Source organism: uncultured Microbulbifer sp., assembly GCF_947498635.1.
Lineage (GTDB): Bacteria > Pseudomonadota > Gammaproteobacteria > Pseudomonadales > Cellvibrionaceae > Microbulbifer > Microbulbifer echini.
Map to the genome: position 1 here is coordinate 44,333 of NZ_CANMKV010000019.1, position 24,732 is coordinate 69,064.

General features: G+C 43.6%; 19 protein-coding genes. All 19 read right to left on the reverse strand.

What is annotated here, in order from left to right:
• Positions 1-34 precede the first annotated feature (34 nt).
• The 19 genes from Q1A69_RS11515 to Q1A69_RS11605 all read right to left on the reverse strand — a co-directional run bounded on the left by Q1A69_RS11515 (position 35) and on the right by Q1A69_RS11605 (position 24,257).
• Entirely contained in the window at positions 35-796 is a 762-nt protein-coding gene (locus Q1A69_RS11515; RefSeq protein ID WP_299585356.1) for a class I SAM-dependent methyltransferase, read from the reverse strand.
• 463 nt (positions 797-1,259) lie between these two features.
• Positions 1,260-2,693 (reverse strand): mannose-1-phosphate guanylyltransferase/mannose-6-phosphate isomerase, encoded by a 1,434-nt coding sequence (locus tag Q1A69_RS11520; RefSeq protein ID WP_299585358.1) that lies wholly within the window; start codon positions 2,691-2,693, stop codon positions 1,260-1,262.
• A gap of 113 nt (positions 2,694-2,806) precedes the next feature.
• Positions 2,807-3,727 carry a hypothetical protein gene (locus tag Q1A69_RS11525; protein WP_299585360.1) on the reverse strand — a complete coding sequence of 307 codons (921 nt, stop codon included), beginning with the start codon at positions 3,725-3,727 and terminating at the stop codon, positions 2,807-2,809.
• A gap of 5 nt (positions 3,728-3,732) precedes the next feature.
• Entirely contained in the window at positions 3,733-4,734 is a 1,002-nt protein-coding gene (locus Q1A69_RS11530) for a polysaccharide pyruvyl transferase family protein (protein WP_299585362.1), read from the reverse strand.
• 8 nt (positions 4,735-4,742) lie between these two features.
• The gene (locus tag Q1A69_RS11535; RefSeq protein WP_299585364.1) at positions 4,743-5,906 is read right to left on the reverse strand and encodes a glycosyltransferase; all 1,164 of its coding nucleotides are present in this window, start codon (positions 5,904-5,906) and stop codon (positions 4,743-4,745) included.
• Complete coding sequence (locus Q1A69_RS11540) at positions 5,899-9,741, reverse strand: glycosyltransferase family 4 protein (protein ID WP_299585366.1); 3,843 nt, start codon at positions 9,739-9,741, stop codon at positions 5,899-5,901. The genes Q1A69_RS11535 and Q1A69_RS11540 overlap by 8 nt, the downstream gene beginning before the upstream one ends.
• Positions 9,742-9,816: 75 nt before the next feature.
• Complete coding sequence (gene wecC, locus Q1A69_RS11545; protein WP_299585368.1) at positions 9,817-11,097, reverse strand: UDP-N-acetyl-D-mannosamine dehydrogenase; 1,281 nt, start codon at positions 11,095-11,097, stop codon at positions 9,817-9,819.
• A 79-nt stretch (positions 11,098-11,176) separates the two neighbouring features.
• Positions 11,177-12,301 carry a UDP-N-acetylglucosamine 2-epimerase (non-hydrolyzing) gene (gene wecB, locus Q1A69_RS11550; RefSeq protein ID WP_299585370.1) on the reverse strand — a complete coding sequence of 375 codons (1,125 nt, stop codon included), beginning with the start codon at positions 12,299-12,301 and terminating at the stop codon, positions 11,177-11,179.
• 27 nt (positions 12,302-12,328) lie between these two features.
• On the reverse strand, positions 12,329-12,796 hold the full coding sequence (locus Q1A69_RS11555; protein ID WP_299585372.1) for a hypothetical protein: 468 nt from the start codon (positions 12,794-12,796) through the stop codon (positions 12,329-12,331).
• 2 nt (positions 12,797-12,798) lie between these two features.
• The gene (gene rfbB / locus Q1A69_RS11560; protein ID WP_366525577.1) at positions 12,799-13,929 is read right to left on the reverse strand and encodes a dTDP-glucose 4,6-dehydratase; all 1,131 of its coding nucleotides are present in this window, start codon (positions 13,927-13,929) and stop codon (positions 12,799-12,801) included.
• A gap of 101 nt (positions 13,930-14,030) precedes the next feature.
• Positions 14,031-14,903, reverse strand: a complete 873-nt coding sequence (rfbD, locus tag Q1A69_RS11565; RefSeq protein WP_299585376.1) for a dTDP-4-dehydrorhamnose reductase — start codon at positions 14,901-14,903, stop codon at positions 14,031-14,033.
• A gap of 135 nt (positions 14,904-15,038) precedes the next feature.
• Positions 15,039-15,587, reverse strand: coding sequence for a dTDP-4-dehydrorhamnose 3,5-epimerase (gene rfbC, locus Q1A69_RS11570; RefSeq protein ID WP_299585457.1), 549 nt, complete (start codon positions 15,585-15,587; stop codon positions 15,039-15,041).
• Between the two features lie 30 nt (positions 15,588-15,617).
• The gene (gene rfbA / locus Q1A69_RS11575) at positions 15,618-16,532 is read right to left on the reverse strand and encodes a glucose-1-phosphate thymidylyltransferase RfbA (RefSeq protein ID WP_299585459.1); all 915 of its coding nucleotides are present in this window, start codon (positions 16,530-16,532) and stop codon (positions 15,618-15,620) included.
• 137 nt (positions 16,533-16,669) lie between these two features.
• Positions 16,670-18,304, reverse strand: coding sequence for a polysaccharide biosynthesis/export family protein (locus tag Q1A69_RS11580; RefSeq protein WP_299585378.1), 1,635 nt, complete (start codon positions 18,302-18,304; stop codon positions 16,670-16,672).
• A gap of 88 nt (positions 18,305-18,392) precedes the next feature.
• Positions 18,393-19,628: a hypothetical protein gene (locus Q1A69_RS11585; RefSeq protein WP_299585407.1), complete on the reverse strand. Its 1,236-nt coding sequence runs from the start codon at positions 19,626-19,628 to the stop codon at positions 18,393-18,395.
• 3 nt (positions 19,629-19,631) lie between these two features.
• The gene (locus tag Q1A69_RS11590) at positions 19,632-20,339 is read right to left on the reverse strand and encodes an ABC transporter ATP-binding protein (RefSeq protein WP_299585409.1); all 708 of its coding nucleotides are present in this window, start codon (positions 20,337-20,339) and stop codon (positions 19,632-19,634) included.
• Positions 20,336-21,127: an ABC transporter permease gene (locus tag Q1A69_RS11595; RefSeq protein WP_299585411.1), complete on the reverse strand. Its 792-nt coding sequence runs from the start codon at positions 21,125-21,127 to the stop codon at positions 20,336-20,338. Before Q1A69_RS11595 ends, Q1A69_RS11590 begins: the two co-directional genes overlap by 4 nt.
• A gap of 2,216 nt (positions 21,128-23,343) precedes the next feature.
• Entirely contained in the window at positions 23,344-23,670 is a 327-nt protein-coding gene (locus tag Q1A69_RS11600) for an IS30 family transposase (RefSeq protein WP_299585413.1), read from the reverse strand.
• A gap of 272 nt (positions 23,671-23,942) precedes the next feature.
• Positions 23,943-24,257 (reverse strand): helix-turn-helix domain-containing protein, encoded by a 315-nt coding sequence (locus Q1A69_RS11605; protein ID WP_299585415.1) that lies wholly within the window; start codon positions 24,255-24,257, stop codon positions 23,943-23,945.
• Between the last annotated feature and the right edge of the window lie 475 nt (positions 24,258-24,732).

The window sequence follows — 24,732 nt, forward strand, 5'->3', positions numbered from 1 at the left end:
CAATTAGAAATCAACAAAAATACCGAAGGGACTTTCATACAGCTCGCGTCAATCTTCCCAGACCTTTTTCCAAAGAGTGGTATTCTAAGTCAAATCCATGATCCTGCCCCCAGCGCTCGCAAATATCTTTCTCCTCCTGGCGAATAGTATCGTCCATCCAAACTTCAGCCTTTGCGGAAAGCCTATCTGACATCGCCGGCAGCGCCGGATAGCGACTATAAAGACATGTAGCACCAGGAGGACCATCCACCCAGAGCAAATCCGCACTTTCGATCCCATCTAGCAGTGACTTCGGATACCAACGTACAGGCTTCTCTGCATTTTTAGGGCTCATGTGCTCGCCCTCCCAGAACTCCAATTCTCCAATACGTAGATCCACCCACGACTCTAAATATTCGACCTCCAGCGTCGCCAATGTCTGTGCGCCGTAATGACCACTGTGCTCAATGGAGATTAATTTACCCAATCCGTTTTGACGTAGCGCATCGGCAATCACTAGCGTGGAAGCGCCGCTACCGCACTCCACTATCACTTTAGGCCGGGAAGTCATGATGTGTGTATGCAACTGCAACAGGATATCTGGAGAAGCTGCCCATCCACGCAAAGGGGGAAGCTGCCCCTTGATGGACAAACGGCGCTGTAGCCAACTAAGACTTTCTAACTGCTTGAATAGACGATTCTGAACAGTAATCAGGTCACGAGTAAATTTTTTGGTACTTTCTTTACCGGCTTCTAGGAGCGTATTTTCAACACTTCCCAACACTCGAGTAAAGTCATCCAATTCTTTTTTAGACATAACAACCGAAAATTCCAAAGAATATTTAGTGCCCAGACACCGCCTAGGGCCAATCTACTTTAGCCACTCAATACCATCCACCATCGAGCAAAGATTATTTTATCTACTTCACCAATATAGAAACCTTTAACTCGCCAGCCTTCTTGACGTAACCGCAAAGTTCGGAGTCATTAACAAGTCAAAAGGGCTCATAGTATCGAAATTATAAAACCTTGCAATCAGCTCAAAAGCACGTTCTTTAGCATATTCAGGAGCTCAATCTCAGCCCTATAGCAGCGAGATCAACACACCATTTGACTATTATTTCCTGGCTGGGCTCAGCAGTAAAACCTATTAATCGATCTGTAGCTACTAATGACCACCAGGCTAATTTTTAAAAAAACATCTCCAGAGGCTACTTGCCAGTAAAGAATAGAAACTACACAGTGAACTGCACCTTAAAGGTTTACTTACCTCACTATTATCAACAGCGGCCATAACTATCTTCAAAACGGACAATATCATCTTCCCCCAAGTATTCACCACTCTGAACCTCAATCATAACCAGTGAGATGATACCGGGATTCTCCAGCCGATGTTTATGACCAGCGGGAATGTAGGTGGACTCATTAGTTCGCAACAGAATATCTTTTTCACCATTGACTACTTTTGCCGTACCTCGAACAACAATCCAGTGTTCACTTCGGTGATGATGCATCTGCAGAGATAGCGAGGCTCCTGGTTTGACTTCGATACGTTTCATTTTGAAGCACTCGCCCTCCTCTAGGACGGTATAGGTTCCCCAGGGACGATGTACGGTAACATGCTGATGATGCAACTCTCCTCCACTTGCCTTCAGACGCTGGACAACTTTCTTCACATCCTGACTGCGATCCTTATGAGCCACCAGCAAAGCATCAGGTGTATCAACGATCACTAGATCCTCCACCCCTACAGCAGTGGTCAGTCGGTGTGGACTACGGACATAAGTATTGCAAGTACCTTCTAGTTCGGCGTTCCCCATCACCCGGTTGCCGTCTGCGTCGGGCGCTACCAACTCTGCCATCGCCTGCCAGGAGCCAATATCGCTCCAACCCAGTTCACATGGCACCACTGATACTCGCGAAGACTTTTCCATTAGCGCATAGTCGATGGAGTCATCCTCAACCATACTGAAATTTTCATGCTCAAGCCGCACCACAGTACAGCCCTCCCCTTCACTTCGATTAGAGCTGTTCAGAGCAACATCCACACCCTGGATAAGAGCCGGAGCATGTTTGGCTATTTCTTTCAATAAGCTGCCTATACGGAAACAAAAGATTCCTGAGTTCCACAGATGGCGGCCGCCAGCTAAGAACTGTTCTGCCAGATCCTGGCTTGGTTTTTCTATAAAACCTTCGACATTGAGCGCATAGCGACCCGAGACATCACAGCCCTCTGCTACCTCGATATAACCGAAACCAGTTTCTACGTGGGTAGGCTGAATACCAAAAGTGACTAGACGTCCTTCAGCAGCCACCTCGGAAGCCAATGCGACAGCTTTGGTAAACGCAACCTCATCACGAACCAGGTGATCGGCAGGGAGTACAAGAATCTGAGCATCATCTCCATACCGCTGCTGTAGTTCCAAAGCAGCAGCACATACTGCCGGTGCAGTATTACGGCCGAAGGGCTCCAGTATGTAGTGCAGAGGTATTGAGGGTGATAGTTCGCGGTACTCATCTTCAGTACGGAAGAACAAATCGCGATTCGTAACAGTGGTTACACTTTCTACATTGCCTGTGGCTTTACCCCGCAGGTAAGTTTTCTGAAGTAAAGAAAGCCCATCTTCCATCTTTATGAATGGCTTGGGGTTTGCCTCACGTGAGACAGGCCACAAACGCGATCCAGCTCCACCAGCTATGATTATTACATGCATAAAATTTAACTTAAATATATCCTAAAAAAATAGAAATCAATCAAGTAGAAAAGAAATTAATACCACACCAACAGCTCTACCAAAATATGATTGAATCAAGTAAAAAACAAAACTCAAGAAACGACCATTGGCTCATAGTTCAAAAATTCTTTAACATTGTATTTTCTTTTCAGGTGGCGACCACTCAGTCCACTATCGACAACCTTACCAAGCAACCCCTTAAGATAGCTTAACGGAGGGGAAACATGTCCCTCCCCAAAATCATCAGCTAAGATGTATTTCTGAGCGGCATCATCTCCAAGCCCACCCAAGAAAGGCAAGAAATGAGAAACATAGTGATGATCTTTTGTATTTTGGATGTATAGCATGTTCAAGCCAGCAAACTTATCCAAGTGTTTTGGCTGCGTAAAATCATAAGTAACGCCAATTCCATCCAATGATTCTTTACTTCTTTTCTTTACGTTCCACGCCACTCTAAAATACTCTTCAACTGGCCGGGGAGAAAACTTAAGAATATTAGTTTGAGGATTTACAGGGACAGATAGAACCTCTGCATCCACCTTCCCCAACAACAACCCCCCGAACAAAATAGAGGCAAACCCTCCAGCTGAAGCGCCAAACAAAATAATTTTTTTTGATCCAAGAGACTTCAAAAGTCCCACCAAAATATTCGTTAGAATTTCTTCAGCATGAAAATACCGACTCCCCAGAAACCACCCCAATCTTATAGAATCAGACAAGTAAAGAGATGGGTCTGAAACAAAAATCTTATTTGCATTAATGCCAGCCGCTAAATTTGCACCGGAGAAAATTGGCAGCTTTACACCAGAGCGTTTAGTAAGCGCGGCATGAAAAAAAATTATTGTTACATCACTACTCTCATTAAGCAGCATCAGATCCAAAAAACATTTTCTAAATTTTACTGTATATAGCCCAGTTTCAGGATCATCCATCCGGTCAAATGCATCTGGCGATTTAATATAAAATAGCTTCTTATTCCACTTAGAGACATTCCTGAAATCCTTTGCGCTCACCTGCATCAAACTCCTGGCAATTCAGACAACAAACCATGCAACTTTTTCATGGTCCCCTCTGCACGCTGCCTCAACATTCTCACGCTTGTCCAAGGAATAGATGGAACAAATGGATGGACACGATCAGGTAGAGAACTATCCTTCAAAGAAGAAAGAAGCTCTCTTCTTTCGATCATACGCATTAAGTTTCTATTTTTATCTGTTGCCGATAAAACAATACTAGGTATACCGTAGTTAATCGCGACCACGGTACCATGAAATTTCATACTTGCCAGCATGGTGCATGTGGAAATCTCTTGACATAGCTCTTCCAAAGAATCGGAGTAAACGATAACCTTATCTTCAACATCTAGGTCATTGGCACGAGATAAGTCTCTCCGCCCCACATCGCCCGACCCTAAAATTATATGCTTTACCTTAAACCCTTCGGATAAAGCCTTAATAGCAAGCCGCTTTACCTCTGTCAAATCATCCGGCGCGCCCTTTCTATCACGAGTCACAATCCCAAAAAACTTCTCATCAGAGACAACTTTTGCAGGCATAGCCAATGAAAATACTATGTCCGCACTATGCTCTACAGGAATACTGCAGGATATATTATTCTCAATCCAGGCAGCAGACTCCCTATCCCTGACATTTATATATTTGACATTATCATGCGCAAGAAACTTATTATATCTTTCAATAATATGTGGCTTGCGCTCCCCCCATGTTGGGACACCTATACCAACAATAAAAACAGGCTTTATCAAGTATTCATTACGCCAGTACAAATCTGACATAGCCCAAGGAATCACTAAATCTCCACCCCCAATAACAATTGCATCAACCTCTTCAACGACCTCCTCAATCGACCTAGAGAAATAAGGCTTATAGGTTAAATCATTCAACACTTTCAACTCAAAATCATCACCCAACCACTGCTCAAAAACCTGAACAAAAAGCTCATCCCCAAAGTTTCCCCAGCCGAAAAAACCAACCAAACCAATTTTTTTTCTTTTGTCCACACTAACCTCTATTGAGCTACTAAATTTGAAATTTTATTAAAAAAACATTTTGAAATTATTTGCGGAGACAATTCTAGCTTCTTCTTCATCACAAATAGCGACCTACCAGAAACACCTTCCTCTATCACCATCTCCATTATTTCACTGAGCCCATTATCGTAGTTAATGTCATACCCTAACACACATTTATCTTTTACTAGATCCAAAAAACCTCCAGCCCTGGGACCAATTACAGGCAGATCAAAGGTTAAAGCCATCAAGGCGGCTCCAGAATTAATTGTTCTACGATAAGGACATACAGCAACATCTGCTGATCGATAGTAAATTTGTAACTTCTCATTCGGGACAGGAGTCATATCAAGAATTACATCGTTCCTCCCCCCCCCCCAGGCAGCTATTTTTTCCACTAGATCCTTATCGGATGGAAGTCCCGCAATAATCAATCGAATACTTTTTTGAGTCTTCTCTCTTACATTATCATAAGCAGCCATCAGCTCATCATAGCCTTTGTACGCCATAATCGCGCCAAAAGAGAGAAAGACAAACTCATCATCTGAAATATGAAGATCCCTTCTGGCCTTATCACGAGAAACATCATCCGGTTGCGCTCCCTCGTAAGTTGGGTGGGGCACTAAAAACATTCTCTTTTCACTTAGCGTGTAGTATTGCTGAGTAAGCTTTGCACTATCACTGGCCATGACATGTAAAGCATCGGCCGCATCCGCCACCATTTGGTGAATCTTCTTATCCTGTTCAATCCAGATAGTTTCATGGGGCATAACATTGTGAACTGTCCAAACAATCTTATGACCATTTTCCTTTATTTTACGAATTAGCCTTTCCCAGTAAATAACTGCCTCGTTAGCTTCATCTTCATTTTTGGCATATTTTGTTTGATCATGTAGCCAATGGAAATGACAAACCACCTTTCCAGGCCAAGGAATTTCTCCACACAACTCAAGCTTGTGAATAGGCAGTATGCTAACGTTATATTCAGTTGAGGCAGAATATAGAAGAGCTTGATATTGGTTCCTCTGAGCCACGGGCCCATAAGCCAATACAAAGTGCTCATCAGGGCTGCCAAAAAGCTCTGAAGCTATCACATCCCTATCTCTGGACAGCTCTGCACAGCTTTGCCAAAGTTTTTCAGGTCGATCAATGACCTTAAGCATGAAGAGCCTCCTTTTCGTTTTTCGTCGCCCGTGAATTCTCTTTCGAAAGTGCAATTAACCGGCGATAGATTGAATCATAACGTTTTGCGTTGGAACTCCAGGTGCGCTCGGCAAAGACCCACTCCTTTGCCACTCTCACCTTATTCTGCCGCATAGCCGGATTTTTAATATAATCCTGTAGTTTATCAACTAGGCTTCCCACATCTGCAGGTTTAGCAACGAGCCCCCTCTCCTCATTCTGTCCCACAATTTCCTTCAGAGCGGGGAGGCTGGTTACAATAATGGGGCGCTCCAGTGCCATAGCCTCGTAAGGTTTTAATGGTGTGACCCAGTCCGCGGCATAATCGGGTATACGGGGTATGACAAATAGATCAATCGCCTTGTAATAAGAGTTGATCTGACTATGATCGACCTCACCAGGAAAACAAATAACTTCCTCAAGCCCCAATTCAGAAGTCAACTTTTGTAGGTTATCGTGCTCAGGACCATTCCCAACCAAAAGTCCTCTGATATCGAGGCCTGAGATGTTTCTTAGCTGGTGAATAGCCCGTATAAGATATTCATGCCCCTCCCGAAGGGACATATTCGAGATGTAGCCGACAACGTAATCAGCACCCTGTAACTCAGGAATATCTGCTGACTTAAAATCTATCCCCAAGTATTTGGCTTCATCAATCGCATTTGGAATTACTTCGATCTTTTCAGGCGGAATGCCACGCTCCGTAAGTATTTTTTTCATGCTATAGGAGATTGTTGTGACCAAATCTGCTTCATCCATACAAAAGTCTTCTTTGATCACTCTAAGCTTCGTTTTCTCAAGTTCCATTACATCACTGCGTACCGGTGTCCATGTATGCTCATGAAAAGACCTGACCTCATAGAGCAGAGGAAGGCCTGTAGCTCTCTTTAGTGCCAAAGCTTGTAGCGCCAGCTCATATCCTCGAACACCAGATGCGGCATGGATTACGTTAGCACCACGTGATTTTAGGATTTTGGCTATATGAAATGCTGAATAGTTCGTGCGATCTGGAAGCGATATCCCTCTTAGGCCATCCGTATTTGCGCCAATCCTGAAATGTTCGATACCTTCGATAACTTCATGGTTTTTTGCTCCGGAGATACCAGCAGACCTAGGATATCCAATAGGAGTGATGATATACGAATCAATCTTTATTCGTTGCTGAGAAAGTACCGTATTCAAGCAACGGATAGCCCCTCCGGTATTCTCATAGGGGTAGGCTGTCTTGTGGAGATGGGCAACTGTAAGCTTCCCTGTATCTTTTATCTTAAGAATCTTTTCATTAGGAACTAAATTCGGAACCCAGTAACGGTCCAGTTCAACCATTTCCTGAATCGCACCATTTAATTGTGATAAGTCATTTGAATGTTTGGAAAGTGTATATTTATAATTCAGTAGAGCTAAGCGTAAACTTGTGGCGCCCTCTTTGTGAATGTGGGGCTCAACGGCTTTGATCCACTGAACACCGGGTACACTCAGGCTAAGCCAGCGAGCCACATCCTCCACCCTAACCTTATTGAGATTCGCTTTTCTTAGCTTCAATTCGCCATTAGTAGCAAAGGCAACAATATCCACTTCTACTTTACAGACACCTTCTTGAATGGAGAATACCAATACTCTATCTGAGCCATTAGCCTTCGATGTGTCGACATATTGATAATGGGGATAGGCTTTAGATGAGGCAAAATTAGGCCTCTTATCTTTCAATCCTTTCCCTTCTGAATCAAAAAACCTGAAGCTTGCAACTATTCCCTTAGGGTTTCCGCCTGTTTCATCATCAACATCTAGTTCCAGGGAGTATAACCCACAGCTATCGATAGCTTGTCCAATTTTATAAACAGCTTTTGAAGACAGCGTTACAATTGGATCACGACAAAGCGCTGTTTTACTAGCACGGTTAATGATTTCAAGAAACGAGTTCCAGCTATCACGCTCCTCTGGATACAGGTAATAGCTACTGTCAGCCATCTTTGTACAAGCTTGCTCTAGAGCGAACTTTTCAGTAAAGCTCATGCCAGAAAAATAGCTTGGAATCTCATCATCTAAAAATGCATCAACATAACTAAGGTGTTCTTTAATAACAGGCAAAGCCAGTTTTCGTGCGGCAACTATTGCAGGTAAGGAGGTCGTAAAATTCCCTGCAGCAATTACAATTGCCGGCCTTTGTGCCCTGAATATTTCGATATAGCTTTCGACATCGGATGCCAAGCGAGAAATTGTACCCTCAATCGTTGTTCTGTCTGAGTACAAATTTTGAATATAAGGGATATTCTCCAGCATGATTTTTTGCTGCACAGACTCACAGTCACTTATTGCCTCACGTGGCTGCTTCCCCCGTACAAAGCACAGTGTATCAAAGCCACTGGCTATGAGTGATTTTGCCACCTCATGGGTTCGCTTTGCATATCCGTTCTGAGCACAAGTCTGACCATGACTAACAACCAGCGCTATACGCCCCCGAACGGGTTCGTTAATAGGCGTAATGGGTTGCTCAAGTATCTTATTCGCCGAAAAAATAAGTTCGTCCACATTAACAGCAGAATCACCATGAATGCTTTCCTCACTCTTTGGATTTTCTCCTCGCAATACCTTTGACAACACCTTCGTTTGTTCCAACATTGTCAATACCTTGGGCGAGGGCACGGTATCACGCAATGTCTGCCGAATACTCTCCACCAGGCTATCTCGCCTACCCGCCTCGAATATGACGACGCCTTGATATTTTTTGGTAATCTCTGTCAGTGGAATCAGGTCCGAAACAACCAGGCGCTTGCCAAATGCCATCGCCTCTACCACCTTCATCGGTGATACCAATTCACATACCGGCAACTTCTTGCGTGGGATCACTATTGTATCAATTAGTGCGTAATAGTCAGCAACTTGCTCGTGGGGTATACGACCTACTTGTATTATCCAGGGTCTGCCCGCCAGCACTCTCTGGTCACTAAGAGCTTTACTTACAGGCTGCTCATCTCCCACAAGTAGAAGCTTGAATTTCTCACCCTGCTTATTCAGTTCAATACATGCATCAATAAAGGTATCCAGCCCTTCATAGGAATTAAAACTACCCACATAACCCACTACCTTATCGTCTGAATTGATACCCAAACGCCGTTTTAACGCTAGGTCAAAACTCTTGATTGTGGGTGGATCGCTGATGCCGTTGGATACGATATGGATCTTGTCGGCTTTCACCCCACGCCGAATCAATTCTGCCTTCATTGGCTGGTTAAGGGTAAACACCTTTAAGGCCTGCGTACTCACAAATACATCGCGCTCCGCCTCTATTTTGAATAACGGAGTATTCTCGAAACCTGGCTCTCGTGCCGAACGGGAAAGCTCCCAGAAACCCCGTACTTCGTTGTAGAACGGTAAACCAAGACGTTTGGCCGCAATCCAAGCTGGCAGCCCTACTATATAGTCAGAAGCAGCAAGAACCATCGCCGGCCGATAAATTTGAAACAGCTCAATAAATCGCACCACGCAGGCTTCAAGGTGAGCTCGCTCGTCACTTGGTATTTCATCATTTGACCAACGGCTATGGATATATCGTACACCATCAATCGCGACTTCAGGTTTGACTGGATTTTTCTTTACACCCAACTCCCATGGACGGCCAGGACGGACAAAACATAGCGTGTCAAAACCATGTTCATTCAACGCCTTGGCAACCCCCTGCGTTCGTACCGCATAACCGTTACTGGCATAACTTTGCCCATGGCTAACTATGTAAGCTATGCGCTTGCCAATTGAGGTATGCACCCCATTTACAGGGTAATCTGCGAGTTTTTCTGCGTGTTTTAACAGTACATCCATAGAAAATTCTGCCCGACGATTTGCAAACTGACTAATACAATTAGGTACACGCGACAGAGGCCGCTCATTCAAGAACTAGCGGAGAAGGCCCACTGCGTCGATAACATTGCTCTTTGCTGACACGAATTCAACCTGCTCCATAAACGAGCTATGCTTAACCAGTACACAAACTACATCCGCTTCAAGCAAAGATTGCTTTAGAGAAGTTAGTTCTACATTCGTGTAGTCCATACTTTCTGGTAACGATTCAATATTGGGCTCAACAATCTGTACCTGGCATCCGAGCTTGGCCACAGCCCTAGCAACGTCCAGTGCTGGACTTTCACGGAGGTCATCGATATCTGGCTTAAAAGATATTCCCAGGCAGGCAACGGTGATATCCCCACTGGTATATCCGGAATTTTCCCGCCGGACTTGGTCTAATTTATCCTTCACCTGATTCAGTACCCACTGCGGCTTTCCGTCATTGACTTCACGCGCAGAGCGGATCAATTGTGATTCTTCCGGACAGGAGTCGACAATAAACCATGGGTCTACTGCTATACAGTGTCCACCAACACCTGCTCCAGGCTGGAGAATTTCGACACGTGGATGGCGGTTCGCTAGGGATATCAACTCCCACACATTAATATCCAATTTATTGCAAATAACAGATAGCTCATTGGCAAAGGCAATATTTACATCCCTAAAGCTATTCTCGGTAAGCTTGGTCATTTCTGCGGTTCGAGCTGTAGTTACTAGGCATTCTCCTTCAACAAAAATCTGATACAGAGCTTTGGCTACTTCAGAACATTTTGGCGTCATACCGCCAATCACTCTGTCATTTTCCACTAACTCACGAACCACATGCCCAGGCAATACCCGCTCTGGGCAGTGGGCTATACGAATATCAGAGGTTTCACCATGAGTCTGAGGGAAGGTAAGGTCAGGGCGAATTTCTGCAAGCCACGCAGACATTTTCTCTGTAGCTCCCACGGGGGACGTTGACTCCAAAACCACCAGATCACCAGTTTTAAGCACCGGGGCCAAAGCTTTTGAGGCTGACTCAATATAGCTGAGGTCTGCCTTATGTTGCTTGCCTTCGGTATCTGAATTAAAGGGCGTAGGAACGGCAATCATAAACACATCTGCAGGTTGCGGCTTGGTAGTTGCTTGTAAATAACCTTCAGCCACCGTTGCATGTACAATCATATCCAGTTCAGGCTCAACAATATGGATATTGCCCTTATTGATCGTATCTACAGCATGCTGGTTTATATCTACGCCGATCACTTTCTTGCGCCGAGAAGCGATCACTGCAGCCGTAGGCAAACCAATATAACCCAGTCCAATAACGGAGATAGTTTCAAAATTCATGGTTGTCCCTAAAAAATTCTTCCTGTTCGTTCTTTGAGCAATTGCTATAGCTATTGTATAGCGATTCTTTTTTCACTAACTATCGCTTAAAATCAATCAACGCTTCTACTATTCGATTACATGCTTCACCATCACCGTACGGATTGTGCGCGAAACTCATTTTCTTATATGCCTCTCTGTCTGTAAGCAGAGAGGTCAGTTCCCGTGTAATAACTCCTACGTCAGTCCCCACCAGTTCCACGGTTCCAGCAGCAACCGCTTCGGGACGCTCAGTAGTATCGCGCATTACAAGCACAGGTTTTCCAAGTGAGGGAGCCTCTTCTTGTATACCTCCAGAGTCTGTAAGTATGATATTGGATTTATTCATCAAGTAAACAAATGGCAAGTAATCCAAGGGTTCAATCAGATGAATATTGTCTATACCCTTCAACAAGCGATTAACGGGTTCACGCACATTCGGATTCAAATGTACCGGATACACTATTTGAGTGTCCGGATGCGTTTTGGCCGTGTAGGCCAGTGCCTGGCAAATACGTTCAAATCCACCACCGAAACTCTCCCGCCTATGTCCGGTCACCAAAATCAACTTCCGAGTATCATCCAGAAAGAGAAATTTTCTGGCCAGCTCTTCGGATAATGGTTGCTCACTATCCAGCTTTCGAACTACTTCTAACAAAGCATCAATTACTGTATTACCAGTAACAAAAACTTTATTCTCAGCTACCCCTTCATTTAGCAAATTTTTTTTCGAATTTTCTGTCGGAGCGAAATGTATTTCCGCCAAAGTACCGGTAAGCTTGCGATTAGCTTCTTCCGGCCAGGGCGAATAGAGATTGCCAGTACGTAGACCAGCTTCAACATGACCGACTGGAATTTGCTGATAATATGCCGCCAACGTAGTAGCAAAAGTTGTCGCAGTATCACCATGCACAAGCACAATGTCCGGGTTAGCATCCGCCAAAACATTTCGCATTCCCCGAAGGATACCAGTAGTCACATCCGTTAAGTCCTGGCCTGGCTTCATTAGATTTAGATCGAAGTCAGGCTTCAGTTCAAACAGACTGAGTACTTGATCAAGCATTTCCCTGTGTTGTGCAGTGACGCAGACATTTATATCGAACCGAGGATCATCTTGTAGCTTCAGGGCCAATGGTGCCATTTTAATAGCTTCTGGACGGGTTCCAAATACAATAAGTACCTTCATCTAAATCTTCCTTTAAAAACCAAAACCCTATAGCTTTTCATCCATAAGCTGGAATTCGAGCTCATGACAACGTCGAACATATTTTTCCAATAGCCGCTGAGTTTCATCCAGCTGAGTGCATACCCTGTCGCCTAATTTAAGTTGATCGTCAAGAACTTCATAAGGGGAGACCTTTCTCACATCCATAGCGATGTCCTGCTGAGTCATCCGTGTCTTATGCCTTAGAGGCTGCACCTCACGTCCCTCACGTCGACCAAAACGTAAATAGTGCACAAGAGGATTTTCATTACTTTGAACTACATCCGGATAACTCTGTTGATAACTTTCACCACAAAATAAAACCGACGGACTACGCCCCATCCGCCACCCATAGCGAAGATAGTGCTGCTCAGGAGTAAGTTTGATGTTTGCTATATCCGGGTGCTGGGATTTGTACCAATCAGCATCGAAGAGAGGGGAATCTATTAGCAACTGAATTTGATATTTTTCATCCATTACTATCTTCCACCATTATTAACTTGTTTAGCTTCGAATTGAGCCGGCGTCCATTCTTGATAGCTACCGTCCTTAACAGACTTCCACCAAGTATCATTTGATAAGTACCAGTTAATCGTTTTCTGAATACCCGCTTCGAAGGTTACTTTTTGCTTAAAACCAATCTGACACATAGCTTTTATTGAGTCTATCGCATATCTGCGGTCATGCCCTGCACGGTCGGAAACATAGGCAATCAGATCCTGTGCCTGCCCTAATCGCACCTTTTTTGCTTGAGGATATTTCTCTACTAAATGGGCATCACTGGCAAACTTTTCGTTCATTCTCTGACATATAAATTTGACAACGTCTAAATTACTCCACTGATTATTTCCGCCGATATTGTAGCACTCGCCGATCTGCCCCTTCTTGATCACCAAATCAATAGCGTGCACGTGATCAGCAACATAGAGCCAGTCACGAATCTGCTGGCCATCACCATAAATCGGCAGCGGCCTATTCTGCAGGATATTGGTGATCACGAGCGGTATTAATTTCTCTGGAAAGTGGTAGGGACCATAATTATTCGAACAGTTGCTGATGGTAACATTTAATCCGTACGTTTGATGATAAGCGCGTACTAAGTGGTCTGATGCAGCTTTACTGGCCGAATATGGACTATTAGGTGCGTAAGATGAACCCTCACTAAATGGCGGATCGTTTGGGCCCAGAGTACCAAAAACCTCGTCAGTGGAGACATGATGAAAACGATGCCTATTCTGATTTAAACCGTCATCCAACCAGATTTTCTTTGCAGCTTTGAGCAGACTATAGGTGCCAACGATATTGGTTTCAATGAACGTATCGGGGCCTGCAATAGAGCGGTCTACATGGCTCTCTGCGGCGAAGTGCACCAAAGTGTCGATCTTATGCTCCTGAAGCAATCGTTCAACTAGTCCAGTCTCACAAATATTGCCGTGATAAAAATAGAAGTTAGGTTTGTCCGCCACCAAAGCGATATTGGCTCTATTACCTGCATAGGTCAGCGTATCCAGCACAACGACCTTATCGTTCGGGTAGGCTTCCATCCAATAATGGACAAAATTGGTACCTATAAAACCAGCACCGCCGGTGACTAGTAAATTAATCATTATATTTCTTTAGTTTCTTTTTAATTAGTCAACCAAATCAAATCGTGCATCGTTCCCAGGTAAATTTCATCTACAAAGGAGGATCGAAATATTTTCTTGCAATCTTAAAGAGCAGCCTTTTCCTGCAATATCTGCCGCAATGCCTGTCGCCAGTGCTTTAGCTCTATTCCCAGCTCACTTAGAACACGGTGTTTGTCCAATACGCTATAGGCTGGGCGCGTTGCCTGAGCTGGGTAATCCAGCGACTTTACTGGCTGTATCTGAACGTGTTTATCTACTGGCAAAAGACCAACCATTTTGCTTTCTTCGTAAATCGCTACAGCAAAATCGTACCAACTCGCGATGCCGGCATCGGTGCAGTGATAAATTCCCTTTGTTTTTGGCTTTCTCACTAGGGCATAAATGGTTTCCGCCAGAGTGCTGGAACTCGTTGGCGTGCCTAACTGGTCTGCCACAACACTCAAACGATCGCGCTCATTCATCAAGCGCAACATAGTATTAACGAAGTTATAACCTACCTGCGCGTAAATCCAAGATGTACGGACTATGACTACTTCAGGCAGTATTTCCTGAACAGCTATTTCTCCAGCAGCTTTGCTTTTTCCGTATACAGACAAAGGCCTTATAGGATCAGTCGCTGAATATGGACTAGACTTTTGACCATCGAATATAAAGTCGGTTGACACATGAATAAGACGGGCGCCAAACTCTTTACACGCCAAAGCTAAATTCTCAGCGCCATAGGCATTTACTCTAAAAGCCTGCTCTGGCTCAGACTCTGCCTTGTCTACTGCCGTGTAGGCAGCAGCATTAATGACTATATCCGGCAACTCAGAGGATACTACTTCCATAACGCTATTTCGCTGGCAAATATCCAGTTCCTTGCGGCCTAGGCCAATAAGTTCTGCACGTTGAGGTACGGACTTCCTCAGTTCACGACCCAGTTGGCCATCCTTGCCGATTAGTAAAATTTTCATTGGTCAATCTTGGTGATTCTGGCCACTTAATGTTATGTCGCCGCTCTAGACCTTTCGGCCATATTGATTGCGGCCACAGGCAACATCTAAATTTAGGATTTACAGCAGGCCAACTTTATTAGGATAAATGAGCAATCAATTTTGCATTACTATGTCTCTTAGAAACCTACTTTCAGTATCTTTTACAGAGAGTTTGGGTAATTCACCATTAATTAATGGCCAATCTATATTAAGAGTCGGGTCATCCCAGCGTAGCGAGCATTCGTACTCCGGAAAATAATAGTCAGTGCATTTATAGACAAACTCTGCGGACTCACTAGTTACATAGAATCCATGTGCAAAACCCTCCGGTATCCAAAGTTGACGTCGGTTCTCTGCTGAGAGTAACTCGCCAACCCACTGCCCAAAAGTAGAGGAACCACGCCGTAGGTCAACCGCCACGTCAAATACCTCTCCAGAGATAACCCGGACCAATTTTCCCTGTGGTTGTTGACTTTGATAGTGAAGACCACGAAGTACACCCTGGGCGGATTTACTGTGATTATCCTGAACGAATACCCGCTCACCACACGCTCGACGAAATAAATCTTGACGGTACGATTCGTAAAAGAAACCTCGCTGATCGCCTAAGATATTCGGCTCAATAACCACCACGCCAGGTATTTTAGTCTCTGTGAGTTTCATGTCATTTTTACCACTGATCAACCAACTCAATCACCGTCCAAAAGTATGATCTCTCAGGGACTCCTCCAACAGCTGCATCAGATATTCACCGTAACCGCTTTTTATGAGTAATCGAGCTTGACTTTCAAGTTCATCGGCAGAAATAAAACCTTTCCGAAAGGCAACCTCTTCCGGACACGCAATTTTCAATCCTTGGCGACGCTCAATGGCCTGGACAAAGTGAGCTGCCTCTAGCAGGTTATCGTGTGTACCAGTATCCAGCCAAGCTGAACCGCGACCCATCAATTCAAGATTAAGCTCTTCTCTATCCAGATAGATTCGATTTAGATCAGTAATCTCTAGTTCACCCCGATGACTCGGTCGGACTTCTTTCGCCAAATCACACACTTGGTTATCATATAAATATAGGCCTGTAACAGCGTAATTGGACTTAGGCTCTGACGGTTTTTCATCAATACTAATAACTTTGCCACGGGAGTTGAATTCAGCCACACCATAAGCACAAGGGTCCGCAACTCGGTAACCAAATATCGTAGCTCCTTGCCGGCGAGTGTCTGCTCTGTTTAATAGCTCACTAAAATGGTCGCCATAAAAAATATTATCCCCTAAAATCAACGCACTTGGCCGATTGCCAATATGATTGCGACCAATAATGAATGCCTCAGCCAAACCATTTGGTGAGGACTGTACCGCGTAGGTAAGGCTAATGCCCCACTGGGCTCCATCACCTAACAACGTTTGAAATAAATACTGATCCTGGGGTCTAGTAATGATGAGTATTTCACGAATACCTGCCAACATTAGCGTGGTAAGTGGGTAGTAGATCATTGGCTTATCGTACACCGGCATCAGCTGCTTACTAACACCTCTAGTAAGCGGATAAAGCCTCTCACCCTTACCGCCTGCCAGGATAATCCCCCTGCGCCCACTGTCAGTCGCCCCCATAATCCCTTCCAACTTTTTAACCTCACATCGGTGCAGAAGAACTTGTAATTTGGTGCTCTACTGCTGTGACCGTTTATCAGTGTGCTTCAATATCAACAAGTAGTAATACTAATTATCCTACTACTTTCTATAGCCTTCTAAAACGATAGGACTGCCGCAGTCCCAACAGCAATACGGTACAAAATTTCGGTCACATCTTTCGTTACCTGTAATTCACTAGATTGGATTTTTGGCATTACCATAATCTCATCACCTGGACGCAGCCTATCCCCAAGTCGATTATCAAAATCTTTGTCATCAATGCGGCTGATAGTGCCATCAAGATGTAAAATAACTAGCTCACTGCGATTTGCATTATTAGCAAAACCACCCGCTAGGTCGATATAGTTTTCTAGTGTGCGTTTTTTGTTGAAAACCAACGAAGTAGGAAAGATAACCTCACCCACAATTGATACTGTAGAGGCCCTCAAAGGAACGACTATTTCATCACCATCCTCGAGCAACATTTCAGCAGCATTTGGATTATCGGCAATAACAACTTGCCCCCTTGGCTCTGCCTTACGGGCCTGCCTGATAAAATTCTGTATCATCAGGGCATTATCTTTTTGTGCCGTTTTTTCCAGGTCGGTATTCGGTTGGCGAGTTAACACCTCCATCTGAAGAGCATCGAGTGAGCGATCTAGAGCTACTCGCTGCTTTATCGCTACACTTTTTCGATAAAGTTGGATAGATTTCTGATCCGCATTTTCACGAAATCTTAGCTGAGCTAAAAGCTCTTCCAGAGTCGCACCATAGGGCAGCACATAGGTTGCGGGTCCATCCAGTTCACCTGATACCTTAATCGAAATAGATTGCACATCGTTATCACGCACTAACTCAACTTGCGCCCCAGGATAGAGCCTTGCTGTCATCGCCTCAGCCAGAGGCAAATAGTTAGCCTGTTGCACATCATTCATGACCTGAGTAATTCGTGCAAAATTAGCTTGTGGATCAGGTTTACTGACAAGTAAAATTTCACCGAGCTGGGTATAGGGGCCGATAAACTCCATTTGTGCAGCTTGTTGTACGGCGCCATCAACGGTTACTGAGCCTTTTCGGGCCCCTACCACCACCACATCACCACTACGCAATTGTAATGGGGGCATAATGCCTTCAACCAAAAAATTGTACAGATTTACTCGCTGTATCAACTTCCCTTGACGTAAAATCTTAATATCAATAAAGCTTCCACTTTTTGGATCTATACCATCAGCACTATCCAAATAATATAGAATGGAGTCTGAACTGAAACCGTTATAAAGACCGGGATTATTGACATATCCAGTGACAAAAACCTTTACTGGCTGACTTGCCTCTAGATTGGCGTAAGCTTGAACGTTATTTTTAAAAACACGCTTTACATGACGTAATACGAAGTCGTTAAGAGCCCCATTCTTTACCCCAGCAACATGAACGGGCCCAACTTCCGGCACAAAAATATTGCCCTTGGGGTCAACAGGCAAGCTAGCACTAAAGCTGTAAGCTCCCCAAAGTTGCAAATTTATCTGGTCTCCAATGGTGATACGGTAATCTGGATTAAAACCGCTAAATGGCTGGTCCTTGAACCCCCCCTGGAAGAGCGGCTGACCGAACACCGGCACCCCAGAAGGCGGCTGCTCGGCTGGAACCGTATCATCTACCAATTGGGTTTCCAATGCAAAAGCTGTTTGACAAGCCAACGTAGCTACCAGGCCCAGACCAAGCCCTAAATTTCTTACTTTTCCTGTAATCATTTGTGCCAATCTTTCTGAATCAATTTATATAAAGACAGGCTTAACCGCCCGCCCCATCTATCCTATCGAATCTGGCGATAATTAGGGTTTACATACGATGATCGCGAATGCTGGCAACAAGCATCTTTGCAATACCAAACAATAACAATAATATTACTGCCAAGCTTGCTAGGTTATAAAGTTTATGAGGATATTCCGCCTCCTCTGCGAGAGAGGGCTGTGTTACCACCATTAAATGCTTTAACTTTCCGGAGGCCTCCATTCGAGCACTCCCCAGTGCTTTCAGAGAAGCGGCGTAGGCATCTGTAGCGAATTGTAAATCTAACTCAAGATTCTGAAAATGAGCCCCCAGTGTATTGAGACGGTGCTCACCCTCCTCATCACCTATACCCACCAGCCGAACTTTTTCTAGCTCAATTTGCTTTTCTAAGGCGCCAATCTCCGCCTGCATGGAAATTATCTGAGAGGAATCCGTATTTAGGTATGTTTTGGCTGCGGTGAGCTTGGCTCGCTGCTCGGCTAAGCGGGCTTCAAGGTTTTGAATAATACTGCTAATCCCCTTAGTTAACTCTTCAGGGCTTACCACATTATTACTATTCTGAAAATCGAGAATATCTTGCTTTGTAATACGTAACTTGCTTTGTGCAAGTTCTACCTCGTTTTTTACAAATGCTACCTGTTTATCAGCGAGTTGATTACTCACAGCATTGACAAAATCCTCAGATTTTTGTGTCACCGTCTCTATGAGCAAACGTGCAAAGATGGGGTCAAAAGCCTGTATTTCTATGGTGATGATCCCAGTGGCCTCATCGTGCCCAACGGCAGTGTGTTCTCTATAGTATGCCAGATAATCTTCCTGGGTGGCGTCCTTAGCCAAACGGGAAAACAGATCGTGGCTGCTACTTTTGTAATAATCTGCCAACTTTAACTCCTTATCCAAATAAAGAGCCATATCGAGAGATTGTATGTAGTTGACAACCAAGAAAGCATCCTGGTTATCCGCCCCCATCCCAGGAATCAAAAACCCCAACCCAGGTGAACTACCAGGAGAGGAGGCTGTATCTTTAACTATCAGCTGAGTACTGCTCACATAACGTTCAGACACCCAAAACATGTAATAAAGGCCTACCACTAGTAAAGGTAGCAGCACGAATAGCGTGAAGCCAAAATGGCGCCTGAACAGAGACCCACTACTACCCTGTTTTTTCTCGCGGGGTATACTAGCGATTAAATATCTAATTTTTAGGATGAACAATTCAAGTATTTTGCGCACAGATTTTTTCTTTTCTGTAGACACTGAAGAGCAATTCACTTCCATATTCATTGCTTAAACATTCACTGCGCTTGTGATCTCATTTTTTTGCCTCTGTGAGTCTGGCATTCTAGTCTGATACAAATCAATGGCTTCATCGACAGAATGGCATACCTTTACCTGCCCACCATCAAGATAGATACCTACATCACAGTTTTTCCTCAAAAGTTGCATTGCATGAGCTACAATAATGAAGTTAGAGCTTTTTCGCTTTTCAGAAATTACTAACTCACACTTCCTTTTAAAATGTGCATCACCAACAGACATCACTTCATCTACCAAATAAACATCAAAATCTACAGCAATACTAAGACCAAAAGCTAGGCGCGAACGCATACCCGATGAATAGTTCTTAATGGGTACATCAAAATAATTACCAACTTCAGCAAATTCCTGCACTTGATCCATCACTCTCCGCTTGCCTTCTCTCCAGATGCCATGTATCCCGCAAACAAATGCAACATTTTCTCTGCCAGTCATACTTCCCTGAAAACCGCCAGACAGGCCCATTGGCCAAGATATTCTTTGATCAGTTACGACACGCCCAGAATCTGGATAGTCAATTCCCCCCATGATGCGCAACAAAGTAGATTTACCAGCACCATTACACCCAAGAATGCCTATATTCTTACCTTCAGGAAATGTTGCGCTCACATTTTGGAAAAGTACCTTACGACCATGATTCGTACGGTAAGACTTAGTAAGGTTCTCTAGTTTTATCATTGACTACGTACCAAATCCCGCCAATGGGCTCTATAGACAAGAAGTCCTACAGCAAGCATGGCTATCGAGGAAAATAGAAAATATCTGAAATCAGAAAATTTACCATCATAGCTAGCAAAAAGACCTTCTCGAGTTAGTTCTATAACATGTACCAAAGGATTCCAGGCTAAGTAGGCATGATATTCCGTTGGTATTTGCTCTAGAGAAAAAAAGACTCCGGAGATAAAATACAAAGGGCGCATAACAAAGGGAAGTGCTTTTGATAACTCTGGAAGTCTCTCACCTATAACACATAAAACTAAACTTAGCCCCAGACAAAAGCAAAAAAAGAAAAAATTGACTTCGACAAGTAACAGGAAATTACCAAAAGTAACTCGGATACCAAACCAAGCAAAAAGAGCAAGCAAGACAATCATACTAAGTATGTAGATCGTAAATTCTAATAATACTCTACTTAACACTGCATCGAAGGGGCGTAACTGACGATAGTTAAATAAGCCACGATTCGAAGATACGGCAGCAATTCCTTTAGAAAAGCAATGACCAAAAAATAAAAATGGTGCAATTCCACCAAGCATAAACAATGGAGTAGGTATACCAGGGTAAAATTTTCGGCCTATAAAGCTGAATATCGCAGCCAGCACAATTATATGTAAGGCGGGCTCGAGCAGTGCCCAGGCATACCCAAGTCGCCACTTACCAAAGCGTGTGTTCATCTCGCGTATAATCAGCGCGTAGATCACATCCCGTTGAGTTTGCCAGACAGTACGTGAAGTTGTTGAACCCATAGCAATCTTTTCTTGGATAATTGTGAACCAGTCCTCTCCGACTCAAGCCAGGAACTGGAATAATATACTCAAATTCTTTTATAGAATCCTTCCATTGAAGCAAGTTGTGTGCACAGAGTCCTACAGTGATGGGCTACTTATTGCACAACTTCCTGACACATAACGCTCTGAAAGAGCCAATAGCCTAATTAGCCAGCGCGGCATGCTATCGTAGCCGCCAAGCCTCGTCATGCAAAATTAATTACACGCCATTACACATCTCCTGCCTAATTTTTATATTTACTTAGTGTAGCGGCCGAAAATTTACGCATACTAAAAAGGCACCATCAACATATTACCCACATGTGTCACCTAATGACAAATGAAACCCCTTCCAACAAAAATTGCAAAGATGAAAACTACCTCGCCTTTCAATATCCAAAAAATGATTTAAATTCCGCCACCTATCCCCTCCCAAGATTATCATTCGCCCAATCCAACTTACTTCAAATATAGCAAGAGATTTATATGGATTAGATTCCAGTTTCTTAATCTAAACCAAATAAAACAATTTAAATAAACAAGACAGCTAGGATCCTCTTTTATCACTTCAAGCAAATACGTTACTAACATCGCTAGAAGGAAAAGGTGATGGAGTTAGTACTTGTAAATAAATTTGAAACCTGTAAAATTCTTTTTGAGATAAAACTATTTTCACTTTTCGTGACTTATTCCCTGCCAAGCCAATTCAACATTTATACTCAGCCTGAAATCAAGTAATAGCTTAGTTTTCACCCATTGAAAAATTCGTCTATAGCATCAGAAACTAATCATATAGAAATAGATATCTCATGAGAAATTAATGGCCCATCTCTCGCGCCCCAAGAAGGTATACCGTGTAATTGAATTTCCGTAATTATTCGTACAAAAAAATACAATCCGAAAAACTATATTAACGAAACACTTACCTCCGAGCTCCCGCTATATTATCAATGTAAGTAGAAAGTAATTATTTAGAAACCTACACTCAACTCTGAAGTGTATCAGTTAATCACCTGGAAAAAATCGGTCAGCAAAAGGTAATATCTGACACTTCTTTTCCGTCAAGACATTAAGTGATGACCTAAGAGCAACGATGCCATGTTTGGGTGCTAAAGAAAATGCACTGGAGCCAGAGGATAATCGCTAGGAAAACTGGAGTTAGCCAGCCTATGATCGTTAGGGAAATGACTCTCAATCAAGGTAGCAATGGTTACCGCTATAAACAAGCCTAATGGATGACTGAAGAGCTGCATGGGCTGGCGAGACTGCCAACAAAGCTGCTAACCATGAACATTTCACTGATAAATGGCAGGCTGAAGCTATAATGGAGTCCAGAGAAAGTTTCTGGCTAGCTAGAGTAAGAAGAAAACCTGTGAATCAGCTATAAAACTATTTACCTGCATGTCTGGGCTGATAAGCCGCGTTGTGGGCCCCTGTATGAGAATGCGGATCAGAGATTGACACTACGACAAACGAGTTAATGAAAAGTCAACTCTAGGACACACCAGGAACACCATTCGCATCGAACAACGGTCACAAATTATCGATAATAAATCCCGCATCGGAGACTGGAAAATTGATATTGTTATAGGTCATAATGGTACCCTTTGCCACCATTGTAGATGGTAAGAACAAATTAACTCTCTCTCAACAGGTTGAGCGCACGACGGCAGAGTTGGTCACTGAGGCTACCATGGTGCTACTCAGCCATATAAACACTTAATACACACCATTACTGCCAATAATTGAAAAGAATTTCTCGGAACGAGAAGATTTGTGAGGCACTGGATGTAGCAGTCTATTTTGCGTATTCGTATGTATCCTGGTAGAGAGGCTTGAGCGAGATACTAATGGCTTGCTGCGCCAGTACTTTCCAAAAAATACTCACTTCAACCCTGTGAGTCAAAAAGATGTCGTAGCAACTGTTGAACCTTTAAATAATCGCCACATAAAAAGTTGGGTTAGAATACTCCTAAGCAAATATTAGAAGAAAAATAAATCTGCCGCAGATATCTAAAGGCTGATTTATTTCAGAGTTGAATACAGGAAACTAAAACTAGGAACATTTATTATTTTACTTATAGAATACCCCAATAGCTTACATACTTGGTAATACTAAAGGGGCGTGGTGGTCTAATGCTTCCGAATACTTCTCAAAGATGATAAAACCACTAAATGAATTTATGTATAAAAACCTAGATTGCCAACATAAGTGACACACGTTTACCCACCAAAAATCCCAGTGGGCTCAAGTAATTTAACGCCTTCCCGTGTCGAGTATTGATTCGAAACTCTGTATCATCAATACGGATTCTTGGTATCTTGCCAATTTCCACTCCCTTCGGAAATAAGCGCCTCAAAAGACCATTGGTGTTTTCGTTCAGCCCACGCTCCCAGGAGTGGTAAGGTTTCGCAAAATATATTTTGCACCCTAACTTCTGCGCAACCGATTGATGAGCTGAAAATTCTCTGCCATTATCGAAGGTGATGGTTTTACAGATGGCCTGATATGGCTTCAACATCTGCTTGATTGCCCTACTTAATATTTTCTTGCTCTTATTTGGGACTGCAATAATTTGGAGACTCGTTCATCCAGCGTCACCAGATAGCCATCTTGACCATAAACTGTATCACCTTCTCGGTGATCGATCTCAGTGTTTTCATCGACAACCGCAAGCTTTTGATCAATATCTATGCGCTCTGGAATTAGCTTTACGCCTGCCTCGGAACTTGCCCGCTTACGATAAGGTTTGCCTTTCCTTGGCAGACGTGACCTCCAGTTAAGTCGACTGATCTATCGGTAAATTGTTGAACAGCTAGCCATTTTCGTACACCGCTCAAACCACATTCGCCCAGCGATTTGTTCAAGGCTTGCATTTTTTAGCTGGTGATCGATTTGTACCTGCATGGCAAAGTTGGGCTTGGTGTGCTTAAGCGCTTCTGCCGCCGTTGCAATGGGCACTCTCGACACACGATCAAGCTCGCGAGAGATGGTCTTATTGGATCTATGGAGGCGTTGTGCAATAGCTCGAGCTGAATAGTTCTGCCCATGTAGGGCCTCAATCTGGTATCGTTCTTTCAAGGTCAGCTGATTGGTACGGGTTCCCATGAGGTTCCTGGCTTGTTTGTGTTGAAGCTTGCTAACCTACAGCCAGCTGGCCTCCTTCGTTATCGCCAAGTGTGTCAGTTATTGTGAGAATCTAGGGTGAAAAGGTAGCCTCTATTCAACAAGAGAGGATACGATATAAAATTTGAGAGCCTACATTGCTTATTACTACTCACGTAGAAAACATTCAATACTAGGGGATGTAACTTTCATCGAACTTTAAAAATATGCTTATAGAGGTGTCCGGCTGGGCATGCCCACAACACAACTGCTACAGCATAATTTGAACCCAATGAGATCTATCATTGAAAGTTATATCTTAGCTGGTTTTGCACTACCTTTATGGTGTTACTCCGCCTTTACTGTGCCTGCCTGTGACGATATCTCCCGCAATCAGTATTCCTAACCGACACCCTACTGATAGGTGATTAACTTACATCAATAGCTGAGACTACCAGCCTTTGATTCAAACGGTTTT

Coding starts and splice junctions, on each gene's coding strand:
- Q1A69_RS11605 (WP_299585415.1), bottom strand. CDS start 24,257: ATGGGAACCCGTACCAATCAGCTGACCTTGAAAGAACGATACCAGATT.
- Q1A69_RS11555 (WP_299585372.1), bottom strand. CDS start 12,796: ATGGATGAAAAATATCAAATTCAGTTGCTAATAGATTCCCCTCTCTTC.
- wecC (WP_299585368.1), bottom strand. CDS start 11,097: ATGAATTTTGAAACTATCTCCGTTATTGGACTGGGTTATATTGGTTTG.
- Q1A69_RS11595 (WP_299585411.1), bottom strand. CDS start 21,127: ATGGGTTCAACAACTTCACGTACTGTCTGGCAAACTCAACGGGATGTG.
- rfbC (WP_299585457.1), bottom strand. CDS start 15,587: ATGAAACTCACAGAGACTAAAATACCTGGCGTGGTGGTTATTGAGCCG.
- rfbD (WP_299585376.1), bottom strand. CDS start 14,903: ATGAAAATTTTACTAATCGGCAAGGATGGCCAACTGGGTCGTGAACTG.
- Q1A69_RS11520 (WP_299585358.1), bottom strand. CDS start 2,693: ATGCATGTAATAATCATAGCTGGTGGAGCTGGATCGCGTTTGTGGCCT.
- Q1A69_RS11535 (WP_299585364.1), bottom strand. CDS start 5,906: ATGCTTAAGGTCATTGATCGACCTGAAAAACTTTGGCAAAGCTGTGCA.
- Q1A69_RS11590 (WP_299585409.1), bottom strand. CDS start 20,339: ATGATAAAACTAGAGAACCTTACTAAGTCTTACCGTACGAATCATGGT.
- Q1A69_RS11540 (WP_299585366.1), bottom strand. CDS start 9,741: ATGGATGTACTGTTAAAACACGCAGAAAAACTCGCAGATTACCCTGTA.
- Q1A69_RS11515 (WP_299585356.1), bottom strand. CDS start 796: ATGTCTAAAAAAGAATTGGATGACTTTACTCGAGTGTTGGGAAGTGTT.
- rfbA (WP_299585459.1), bottom strand. CDS start 16,532: ATGGGGGCGACTGACAGTGGGCGCAGGGGGATTATCCTGGCAGGCGGT.
- Q1A69_RS11600 (WP_299585413.1), bottom strand. CDS start 23,670: ATGTTGAAGCCATATCAGGCCATCTGTAAAACCATCACCTTCGATAAT.
- wecB (WP_299585370.1), bottom strand. CDS start 12,301: ATGAAGGTACTTATTGTATTTGGAACCCGTCCAGAAGCTATTAAAATG.
- Q1A69_RS11580 (WP_299585378.1), bottom strand. CDS start 18,304: ATGATTACAGGAAAAGTAAGAAATTTAGGGCTTGGTCTGGGCCTGGTA.
- Q1A69_RS11585 (WP_299585407.1), bottom strand. CDS start 19,628: ATGAATATGGAAGTGAATTGCTCTTCAGTGTCTACAGAAAAGAAAAAA.